This window comes from Ruegeria sp. HKCCD8929, from assembly GCF_013031405.1.
Taxonomy (GTDB): domain Bacteria; phylum Pseudomonadota; class Alphaproteobacteria; order Rhodobacterales; family Rhodobacteraceae; genus Ruegeria.
The window spans coordinates 1-8,829 of the sequence record NZ_WPZY01000073.1; the positions used below are offsets into that span (position 1 = coordinate 1).

Here is an 8,829-nt window from a genome sequence, read left to right on the forward strand (position 1 = left end):
GACCGTCGCTCGCGTCGCAGAAAACGCTGAGAGTACTTTGAGCGTCCGATCCCTGCAACACAGTCCAACAAGGCCACTCAGCCTGAACAACTTGGCAATACCCTCTAAGGGCTTGAGGTCGCGCGGAAAAGCGGCATGGAGTTTTTTCTGTGACGGGCCACCAGCCGTTTCTGGCGCAGGCGGGCTGGAATCAGGCGCGCTGAAACAGGCACATGTTCCGGACATGTGATTTCTGGAAAGATCGCCTGAATTTCTTCGCGCGCCTCTGGACTCAAGGAACGCAATGCTTCCGGTCCAGGATAGAGACTTTCAGTGGGCGCTCCTTCGGCCCGAATGACCTCATGCTGATCGAATACCAGATGGAAGTACTCTACGGCCTCAACCGTTTCGTCGACATAAATCCCGGGCAGTTCGGTTAGCAGGATCGCAGGAACGAGAACTTCATGCGTCTCGAACATGCGATTGGCGATTTTCGAGGAGACAACCATCCGGTGCTGCCGCGAGACCAGAAGATCCCGCTCGGGCAGACCATTTCCCAATGCGCCGGCAGTAATGCGGACTGGGCGCAATGCTGGCGAGTCGCACAAAGCCCGAACGCCAAATTCTTGCCTCAGGATCTTTTGTAGAACACGGAAATCACCCTCAACGTTGGGTATGAGATCGCCTTCACGCAAATCCTCCACATTCATTGACCCCACCAGAGCTGCGATCCGCGTCCCTCTGCAGAAGCAAACCGGACCTCCTGGCGTGACGGGCAGGAAAATTGGATCCGGGTTCCCTTCCTTGAATTGAATTGAATAGGTTGCGGCGCCTGGGCCCGTCGGAACAACAATGTTGGTTGAGGTGACCCCGGCGGCCAAACCATTTACGGCTGTGATGTTCGTTGTTCCGCCGCCAATATCGAAAAAATTCAGGACATCGTCCGGGTCAGCACCAATATCGGTCAGTGCATAAGCTTCGTAGTTGGAAGCACCGCCGCCGTTAGGATCTGTCAGTTGAATGGGAAAGTTATCTTCCGAGATCACATAGAATGTCTTGCCTGTTGCCGGATCAAAGGTCGCAATTACACCCGGATCCGCCAAGTTGATCTCTATCCCGACCGCTCCGGTATGCTGATAAAAGGAGACCGTAAAATCCGCCGGGTCCTCTCCCGGGTTCAACGTCACCTCGAGGAACTCCGAAACGCCCGATGCACCGGCATAGGCGTTCGAGTAGTGAAGCTCGCTGATGTATGCCATTAAGAGAATTTCCGACAGTGAAAGACGCATTCCGTGCATCTAATACAGAATAATGGTGAGTGATGCGCGGCCTAAATGTGGCGGAACCTTGGCTGTGAGTGTGGGTCCCGAGACGGATCCGCGCATGCGTCACTATCGAAGATTTGCCAACCTCGTGGAGGCATCGCGAAAACCGTCGAGTGATAGGTTTGCCTGTAATTTCTGACCATTTCGGCTCACCATAAGAAGGGTGAGTGTCTGAGAGGACCGCAAACTCACCATCTCTTCGGCATTCAACTGGCGTTCTGCAATACAGCCGATGGAGGAAAGACATGTCGTGAAGGAAGCAACTGGCAAGTCCTTTTCAGCTACAGACAGCCTGACTCCCTCTGTGAACAGCAAGCCAAATGGCGTTATAAGCGTGATCTTGGGTGGATCTGTTGTAAACGCAGCAGAAATTACACGGTTCCCGGTTTCGGCTTGTATGAGCTCTTGCGATACCTGACAGATTCGATCAGAGCTGCTGTTATCAGATGCAGCGACAGTCTTGCACTGCAGCGTCCAGCTGCCATAGGTTTCTGAAAGAGAATTGGGTTCCTGCGCAGAGCTTGCTGTCACCGATATGCAAAATCCCGCCGCTGCAAGCAGGGGCCCAAGCCGGTGAGAAAGTGAAGCCGAATAGAGCATCTGTTCAAAACTCGATCTTGAATCCGACGCTGCCGCTCAGGGTACTGCCCGAGTTCCAGCCGGAACCAAATTCGGAACTGGCCGTCACCTCACCATAGATTGCCGAGCGTGCACCACTTGCCCCGATCCATTCGTGCGAACCGCCGAAGCCGATTTCGCCGCGCCAGGGGCGCGCCTTGTTGAACAGGGGTGAACCTGCGGAATTGACCACGGTTGTTGCATCGAACTTATGAAAGACGTTGGCGGTCGCATAAACCCGGTTGTTCTTCGCTCCGGTAGCGTCAGGTCGATACTCCAGCGTTCCACCCAGCCGAAGCTCGGAAGTGCTGCCGTCTTCAAGGTAGACGGGTTCGCCACCCACCCCGGTGAAACTGTCAAAATCCACATCGTAATACATGTACTGCAACTCAGGCGTTAGTGAGAAAGACGGGTTCAATGCAAAGGTCTTACCGATCTCAAGCGATGCTGCGTAACCGGAACCCTTGTTGTCCGATACCTGCTGTGTGCCGTCAGACGACAAGTCGCTTTTGAATTCAGTATATTGCAGCTGCGCGTCGGCGTAGAAGCCTGAGTTCTCGTACCAGGTCAGGCTTGCGCCAACGCCAGTGGCATCGGTATCGACATTGCCATTTGCGACCGGTGACGAACCGGACAAGGATGCAGATCCATAGAAGGCCCAGATACCGCCGGCAAGCTTTCCACGATTGTATTCGCCAAGCAGTGTGTCGAAGCCCAGTTCAAACCGTGTGGAATGCATGTCGTAATCGATGTCGGAGGTCCCAAAATCCACTTCTGTTGTTGAGAATTCGGGATCGAGATCGGACACAGCACCCGTGAATTTCATCCAAAGTCCGGCGTCCTGGCACAAGGGATTGGCTTGAGAAGGCATCTCCTCTCTTTCTTCATGGCATAACGGATCACCGCCGGCCAGCCATGCACGTCCCTGAACGCGCCTGTGGTGCCCCTGCAATTTGTTGAGAGCATGCAGAGTCTGCGGATAGACCTCGTAGACGACATTCGACGGCAGTAACTCAAGCTGCAAAAACCACTGAGACCCAACCAGGTGCAAACCATACACCATGCCGTTGACATCCACTTCCCCATTCGCGAGCTGGAAATCTCCGGCGTTGGTTGCTCCCTGAACATCAATGAGCAAAATGTCGTTCCCGCTTGCTTCGCCAGATGAGATGTCCGCAACAAATATCGTTGTACCTCCCGAAACCACATCACCGGCGATCACCAGCGTATCGGCGGTGTCGCCGGAAAAATCGACATCCAACTGCAATGCGCCGCCACCGGAATAGTCGCCACTCACCGCGATCTTGTCACCGGTGACCCCATCCTGGATGTTTATTCGTCCGGCATTGCGGATATTCCCCACGATATCGATGAGAGCTGCCGCTCCGGATCGGTTCTGGTAGGTGCCGCCTGTAAGTGTCACAAGATCACCGGTCAGGGCGAAATCTCCTGAACTGCTGATGATGCCATCGCTTCCAGCAATCAACCCCAACCCCGGTCCGCTGCCAACGGTCATGTCAGGTCCGAAATCGATTGTACCATCAAGAACGGTGACGGCTTCCCAGTTGACGACACTACCGGAATTTACGGTGACACTCACACCCTGCAGCATCAGCGCATCAATGAAGCCGTCCGCTACGTCGGTATCGTCGCCGCCATCAAGAACCTGCGTTCCATCATACTCCGTGGCGGTCACGGTAGCAGTGTCCGAACCATCGCCGCCGTCGAAACCGGTCGTCGTTCCGGAGGCCCATGCGAAAGCATCGTTCCCATTGCCGCCAGATACGACACTCGCAACGGCCGCGCCGTCCAGCGTGATTGTGTCGCTGCCACTGTCCCCGGAGGCCGTTCCGATTGCCCCCGACAACAAACCGATCGTATCCCCGCCCAGGCCACCATGCACTGAGCCTACAGTACCCGTCGTGCTTATCGTGATAGTGTCGCCAGCATCCGCTGTAGCAGATGCGTCCTGTCCGTCGCCATCGCCCCGAACAGCGCCGGTTACCGACGCCTCACCGGACACAGTGATTGTGTCCGCACCGCCGGCCCCGTCGATGTCGTTGGCAATCACTGTGGCGCCGGAGATCTCCATGGTATCGTCGTCAATACAGCCATCAACATCATCCGACATGCTTGCGCCGCTCAAGGTCGTGGATCCGCCACAGCTTGCCTGCACCTGCAGCGTGACCAGGTCTTCTATCTCCTGAGTGATTCCGGCGACAAATCCCACGGCCTCCCAGTTCAGAAGGTTTGCGCCATTCAGTGTTTCCCGAAACTCACCGAAGGTCAGGACGTCAATGAAGCCGTCCGCCACGCCGAGATCGTCGCCACCATCCAGAATCTGCGATCCGTCATATTCCGCCGCCGTCACCGTTGCGATGTCCGACCCGTCGCCTCCATTGAACCCGGCCATCGTGCCAGAGGACCAGACAAAGGTGTCATCGCCAAGTGCACCGAGAATCTCGCCCGCTACTCCCGCGCCCTCCAGCGTGACGACGTCATCACCCCACCCGCCGTTCACATCAAGCGCCACGCTGCCGCCGCCAAGTGTGATCGTATCGTTCCCACGATCACCAAGCACACCGCCGGCGACCGTGCCACCCGTCATCAGAAGCGTATCTTCATCTGTGCTGACGTCCCGGCCAAGACGGATATCCCCACCCACCGAGCCTGACAGCACCGTGACGAGGTCCATCCCGTCCCCGGCACTGAGAACGCCAGCAACCGTCGCACCGTTGAGCGTGACCGCATCCTCGTCATTTCCACCAAAAACGTCGGTCACCGACCCAGACAACAGAACGATCGTATCATCGTCCCGGCCAGTATCAATATTCCCGCCCACCGTGGTGCCGTTCAGGATAACCGTGTCATCGCCCCAATTCGCGAGCACATCCTGCCCGAGATCGCCACCTCGCAGCGCGATCCTGTCATCGCCGCGATCGCCGCGAATATTGCGGGAGATTGTACCACCGGTCATCACCAACGTGTCTTCATCAGTAGTGGTGTTGGCTAGTGTACCAAGATAGACGTCCTGCTCGACCAGGCCAGACGTGATTGTGATAAGGTCTTCGCCGGCTGCCCCCCTTACGTCAGTGGTAATCGTCGCCCCATCCAGCAGGATCGTGTCGTTACCGGACCCGCTGGTCACACCATCGGCAAGGCCCGAAAGCAGATTGACTGTGTCTGCATCGTCACCCGCATCAAAATTTCCTGTCACAGTCGCACCATCCAGGGTCATGATGTCTTCACCGGATCCCCCGAATGCCGCTCCAACAGTGCCAGCCAGCAGGTCAATACGGTCATCGCTCTGTCCGCCATGAACGGATCCGACACTGCCTGTGGTGTTGATCGTGATGATATCGGCCGCGTCCTGCGCGGCGGAATCGTCCTGCCCCGGGCCATCGCCCCGGACCGCACCGGTGACGCTGGCATCCCCGGAAATCGTGATCGTATCCGAACCACCCGCCCCGTCGATATCGTTGGCGATTACCGTGGTGCCGGTGATCTCTATCGCATCGGCCTGAATACAGCCATCGACATCATCCACCATGCTGGCCCCGCCCAGCACCAGAGATCCGCCGCAGGTGGTGAGGTTTGGGGTAATGAGGTCGTCGATAACTGATACGACGTTTACAAGGTGGATGAACTCCCAATTGATCAGGTTGCCTCCGGTGAGATCTCCGTTCACGCCATCAAGCGTCAACTCATCAATGAACCCGTCGGCCACACTGGCATCGTCACCGCCATCGAGGATCTGGCTCAGGTCGTATTCCGACGCAGTCACTGTAAGTAGGTCCGATCCGTCACCCCCGTTGAACCCGGCCATGTTGCCCGAAGACCAGGTCATGCGGTCATCGCCAGCGCCTGCGAAAACCGTCCCCGCAACCACTGCACCATCCAGCGTGATTGTATCCGCGCTGCCGCCCGTATCGACCCTGCTCACTGACCCCGAAAGCAGGGACACCGTGTCGACATTGTCACCCGTATCTATGGTCCCCAGGACCGTTGCTCCGTCCAGCGTGACCGTATCGTTGCCGGTGCCGCCGATCACATCGGCCACCGTTCCCGAGTTCAGCGCGATCGTGTCTGCATCTGCGCCGCCGTCGATCGTGGCCGAAACCGTCGCACCGTCCAGCGTAATCTGGTCGGCGCCATCGTCCCCGGTGGCTGACCCAATGGTTCCACCCGAAAGAACGACTGTGTCACCGCCTACCCCGCCATGTACCGATCCGACCGTGCCGGTCGTGCTGATCGTGATCGTGTCGGCGTCGTCGAATGCGCCAGAGGCATCCTGCCCTTCGCCATCGCCGCGAACCGCGCCCGTGACGCTGGCGTCACCCGAGACCGTGATCGTATCAGAACCGCCCGCCCCGTCGACATCGACGGCGATGACCGAAGTGCCGGAGATCTCCATGGTATCGTCGTCAATACAGCCATCAACATCATCCGACATGCTTGCGCCACCCAGGATCGTGGATCCGCCACAGCTTGCCAGCACCTGCAGCGTGACCAGGTCATCGATCTGCTGGGTGATCCCGGCGACAAAGCCTACGGCCTCCCAGTTCAGAAGCGTCGCACCATTAAGCGCTCCCGAAAAGTTGCCGAAGGTCAGGACGTCGATGAAACCGTCCGCGACGCCAAGATCATCGCCCCCATCGAGGACCTGGGTGCCATCGTATTCCGCCGCCGTCACCGTCGCCGTGTCGGAGCCGTCGCCGCCCTGGAAGCCGGCCATCGTGCCCGAAGACCAGATGAAAGCGTCATTGTCGGCTCCACCGTCGATGATTCCAGAGATAGTCGCGCCATCCAGCGTGATCGTATCGTCGCCGGTCCCGCCCAGAGCGGTTCCCACCGTTCCCGACAGAAGATTGATAGCATCCAAGCCCTCGCCACCATCGACGGTTCCCACCGAGCCCGTGGTGTTGATGGTGATCGTATCCGCCGCATCAGCGCCGCCATTGTGCCCGGCCCCGCCGCCGAAGACACCGACGGTCACGCTCGCGTTCCCCAGAATCTCGATGGTATCCCGATTGCCAGCACCCTCGATCGAGCCTGAAACAACGGTGTCGTCGGTGACCCGCAGAATTTCCGCGTCGCGCGACCCCAACAGGTTTGTCAGCAGGCTGGCGCCACCTAAAGTGACATCGCCGCGCGTGACCTCCAGATCCGTTGCCAGATTGTTGTCGCCGGGTGTATCTACACCATTCAGCATTAACGTATCGAACGTCACTACCGACCGGATTGATTGCGCCCGCTCAAACCCGCGGATGGTTGCTGGCTGAACGTTGGTGGTGGCGTCAATCACGCGGAAGCTGTCAAACCCCGTACCACCGTCGAGAATGGTATCGACATCCCGGGTTGTCAGGCTGACTGTGACGGTGTCGTTGTCGGCGCCCATCAAGACCTGCCCCCCGATCGCCCCATCTGTCCAAGTAAAGCTATCGTTGTGAACCCCCATGTCGATATCGCCCAGCACCGAGGTTCCGCTCAGGGTCAGCTGGTCTCTTGCACGAAACATGCGAACGTTTCCGACAATCGTGCCTCCGGCGAGCGTGACACGGTCCGGATGATCGCGGATTCCGCCATTTCCGCCACCATTGCTGCCGTTTAGATCTCCTTCGATCCGACTATTGCCAAGCATTGTGAAATTGGACCCCTGACGAGCGCTGAAGCTTGGAGCCGGCCCCGCCATGAAGACAGAACCCTCAACCGTGGAACCATCCAGCGTGATATTATCAGTCCCAGAATATGTGACCACATTACCGGTAACCGTTGAGTTGGTGAGCCTGATATTCTCCCTTCCACTGCTGCCAAAGCGGCCTTCTATCGTACCTGCAACCGTGGAATTGGTTATGTTCACGCTCTTTGCTCGAATACTGGCTACGTCAGAATCTCTTATGACAAGTGATCCGTTTACAATGGCAATACCAGTCACCGTTGACCCTTCTACGGTCACCCGATTGCCGCCTCCAGCTGTTGCAGTAATGGACCCATTGACGGTCGAATCCGTCACCGTGATAACGTCACTGGCGCGGTCATTTCGTCCCCCGCGTGCGTTGATATGGCCCGTCGTGACCCCACCTTCGACTGTAATCGTGTCGCTGCCACGATCTGTAGAGATGTTTCCGCCGGCCGGGTCGTTCGTGGGATCGCATAACATGGTATCGTTACCGGTGGTTCCTGTGTTCGTGGACGTGGTTCCGTTCAGCAGGCATTGGGCGCTGGCCATGTTCGGCAGTGCGGTGAACAACGCGATGGCAAGTGCGAGGCCGCTTGTCGAGGAAAGGTGCCGCACGTTGACGTTTATCCGATCCCGGATACCATCTTTTCTCGCGCGACACAGTGAATTTGCGTCACTAACGATGTCACTGCTAAAGGGGCCGAAATCGGAGATGAATGCAGGGTGAGGCCCGGGTTTCGAACAACACCCGGCACGATTATCTGGTACCGACGGATCTTTGCCAACCTGGGCTAGAGAACCAAAGAAATACATTCAAACCTCTCTTGAACCAGAAATCCCTGACCCGGCCTGACGTTTGTCTTGACTGGAACCAACGGAGATGTGTCTGTGGGGCTGTCCGGCATTGATCGTCGCATCCTCCTGCGGACCGCCGGTGGCCTTTGATCGTGTAAACCTCAGCTTTCAGAACTTCATTACATGTGTGTAATTTTATTGATAATAATTGTTTGAATCAATTGCTTTTGCGAAGAGGTTACAACTTGGTGCGACGTGTGATAAATCAGCACGAAAATATCTGTGGGTATAACCGGAGCATTGCGATCGCAGCGATGCAGATCCCGTGAACCCGATATCCCAGCCCACTCCGTCATCGCGTGGAGGTTGCAGACTACAACTGTGTTGCATGGATCAAGGCTGAGTTGGATCTGCCCCTTACCCTATCACTTC

Annotated in this window: 3 protein-coding genes; all 3 read right to left on the bottom strand. The window is 57.2% G+C overall.

The window, feature by feature from the left end; translation table 11 throughout:
* Positions 1-104: 104 nt before the first annotated feature.
* The 3 genes from GOX53_RS28140 to GOX53_RS28150 all read right to left on the bottom strand — a co-directional run bounded on the left by GOX53_RS28140 (position 105) and on the right by GOX53_RS28150 (position 8,415).
* Positions 105-1,238 carry a Hint domain-containing protein gene (locus GOX53_RS28140; RefSeq protein ID WP_171182193.1) on the bottom strand — a complete coding sequence of 378 codons (1,134 nt, stop codon included), beginning with the start codon at positions 1,236-1,238 and terminating at the stop codon, positions 105-107.
* 132 nt (positions 1,239-1,370) lie between these two features.
* Entirely contained in the window at positions 1,371-1,904 is a 534-nt protein-coding gene (locus tag GOX53_RS28145) for an invasion associated locus B family protein (protein ID WP_171182194.1), read from the bottom strand.
* A 4-nt stretch (positions 1,905-1,908) separates the two neighbouring features.
* Positions 1,909-8,415, bottom strand: a complete 6,507-nt coding sequence (locus GOX53_RS28150) for an autotransporter outer membrane beta-barrel domain-containing protein (protein ID WP_171182195.1) — start codon at positions 8,413-8,415, stop codon at positions 1,909-1,911.
* Positions 8,416-8,829: the final 414 nt, after the last annotated feature.